Raw genomic sequence first — 2,491 nt, forward strand, 5'->3', positions numbered from 1 at the left:
GGTATCACGCCAAAACAGAAATTAGCCTTGGCCGCATAGTCTCTACCTTCAGGCCGCTTTAAAAATGGGGGGCTTACCGTATGGCCTGGGGCCGTTATCCGTGGCACCGGCATATCAGGGAAGAAAGATAGGATCGCGCCTCGTCGAACAGGCCCTGCTCAAGCTCCGGGGCTTGCGTGCATGTGGATGCGTCGTGCTTGGCGAACCCGGTTATTACCGTCGCTTCGGTTTTGAGCCTGTGCCCACGCTGGCCTTCCCCGGCGTCCGGCCGGAATATTTTCAAGCCATTGCCTTCGAGACAGGCGTGCCTGCCGGGATCGTGTCCTACCATGAAGCATTCAACGTCCGGCACTGATCACGCGCGGCTTGCCGCAGGTCTACAATGTCTTGTCACTCGAGGGTCAAGACATGGCGATACGAATCGTAAGATTGGGCAGTCCGCGCGGCGAAAATGAGGGATTACGTATCGGGACGGTGCGCCGCCCGCCGCGCGGCGTCAAGAAGGAAGACCATGCACGCAAGGATTTCTACGATGTCTGGTATCCGAACCTCGCGCCCAGCGAAGCCTTGCTGAAGGAAGCGCAATCCGCGGAAGATGAGCGTTCCTGGTCACGCTTCCGGCGGAAATACATCGCGGAGATGAAAAAGCCGGAAGCGAGCCGCTCGCTGGACCTGCTCGCCGCGCTGTCGCATCAGGCCGAGTTGGCGGTGGGCTGCTACTGCGAGGACGAAGCCCGCTGCCATCGATCGATACTGCGCACCTTGCTGCTTGAGCGGGGAGCGGATCTGGCCTGATTGGAAATCCGGCGCTTCAGCACGTCAGCGTATGTTCTAGCTATGTTTAATTACTTGTGCAATATATGTTGAAGAAAGTTGGCGAGGAGGAAATGTCAATTTACTTTACTCAACATCCATAACAGTGATCCCTAAATCATTTCATATTGATCTTATTTTTTTAACGCTGCTGGCCACCATTCTTCAACATCGTCGGGATCGGCTAGTCCCGTTGGTTCATCTTTGTACCAGAACCTTCGAATAGGTCGAAGCCAGGCAGCCTTGCGTATTCTTCCGTCCTTAGTAATGACGGTACAGGGCTCTTCATTTCTAAGTTGAGATAAAGCATCGTCCATGGTTAATGCCTATTTGATTCAAACAATCGGCGATCATGCAATGTGATCTTCCGCGATGATTGATTACGCAATTAGGATGAACTTATTTATAAGAATATGGATAATTTCGACTTTGGCTTAGCGCGATAAAGTGTTTAAGACACTACTAGACAATAGTGTAATTCGCCTACGTGTTAATGTATATCGCCAAATTGCTCACGTGCTCGAATACCCTGCCGATCACTATCACAGAATTTAGTGATCTATATTTTTGGTATGTAACGCATCAAAGCTAAAATTTGGTTCGTGCTCAATGTGCAGCATTAGTGCGTCATAGTTATGTTGAAAATCGACGCGCTATCAATGGATTTTTACTTGAATAAATTGCGTTTTACCATCTGCAAACCAATGGACGTTTCGACTCCAACCGACGCATGAACTATTCGACATCGACTAAGAATTTAGTTTGTTGCACCTGGCAGCTGCACAAAGTTGTTACGCATTCCCCACAAGCGAAGCAACTTATTCGCGATTTTTTGTTGCTTAGGTAGAATAGGCATCTGCCGTTGGGCAGATCTCTGCTCTAAAGTTATCTGCTGATCATTAATAGGTAAAAAGGACATCATCTTGTCGCACACTGTTCCAGGTACAATCAAGGCGCTCGACGGCTCTATCGCAGCAATGGACCAGTTGTTGCGAGAGCTGGCTGAGATCACTGCGCAGGATGATAGCGATCATACCGCTCCCGTACTTGAGCTACAGTTCGGCGATATCGCGACCCGGACGACACTATTGAATAACAATGGCATGCAGTGTCTTTCGATCATTGCCTTGCTACCTCGCAGCGGACGAGTCAACTACTCTTCGCGAGCGCACACACCGCTGTCAAGTACCGTCGCACCCGCCGAAGACATGGAGTTATTGTGGCATGCTGATGAGGGTCGCTACATCCTGCTGAGACACATGCCTATCAGTGACTTTGCTGACGATATCAGCGTACTTGATGCCATTCTCGATACAGCAGACACAAGCAGGGCGTGGTACATCTCCGCGCTTCAATTAAGATCCACCGCCAGCTGATCGTCGATTCATTCCAACTGTCTCCCCCCTCGCTGCTCTTCCTTTTCCCGACCTGAATTACAGTCAACGCACGGATCCGTTCGCTGCGCGCCGAGTTAAGTTACAAACGAACGTTGTAATCCCAATAAATCTTGCCGTCATGATGCGGCATGCGAGGCTTGCCCTGGGCGACGGCTCGACAAGCTAGAGCGCTTTCGGTTTGACCGGCCTAGGCGAGGCCGAGGTGGTTTGCCGGCGAAACAAGGCGTGGTGACGCGACATGGCGGGCTCGGCGCCCCCGGGCCATGGCAAGGAGGACTCGG

3 protein-coding genes are annotated in these 2,491 nt (G+C 51.5%); all 3 read left to right on the plus strand.

Annotation, left to right across the window (positions count from 1 at the left end):
- Positions 1–64: 64 nt before the first annotated feature.
- The 3 genes from RY831_RS31870 (at position 65) to RY831_RS31880 (ending at position 2,189) form a co-directional block, all read left to right on the plus strand.
- Complete coding sequence (locus tag RY831_RS31870; RefSeq protein ID WP_326510319.1) at positions 65–355, plus strand: GNAT family N-acetyltransferase; 291 nt, start codon at positions 65–67, stop codon at positions 353–355.
- Between the two features lie 53 nt (positions 356–408).
- Positions 409–795 (plus strand): DUF488 domain-containing protein, encoded by a 387-nt coding sequence (locus tag RY831_RS31875; protein ID WP_326510320.1) that lies wholly within the window; start codon positions 409–411, stop codon positions 793–795.
- A gap of 941 nt (positions 796–1,736) precedes the next feature.
- A complete protein-coding gene (locus RY831_RS31880) occupies positions 1,737–2,189 on the plus strand; it encodes a hypothetical protein (protein WP_326510321.1) in 453 nt (150 codons plus the stop codon).
- The last annotated feature ends 302 nt before the right edge of the window (positions 2,190–2,491 follow it).

Source organism: Noviherbaspirillum album (assembly GCF_035916955.1).
Classification (GTDB): domain Bacteria; phylum Pseudomonadota; class Gammaproteobacteria; order Burkholderiales; family Burkholderiaceae_D; genus Noviherbaspirillum; species Noviherbaspirillum album.

What these genes read in the sequence shown, in the direction of transcription:
- RY831_RS31870 (WP_326510319.1), top strand. Translation starts at nt 65, where the DNA reads ATGGGGGGCTTACCGTATGGCCTGGGGCCGTTATCCGTGGCACCGGCA.
- RY831_RS31875 (WP_326510320.1), top strand. Translation starts at nt 409, where the DNA reads ATGGCGATACGAATCGTAAGATTGGGCAGTCCGCGCGGCGAAAATGAG.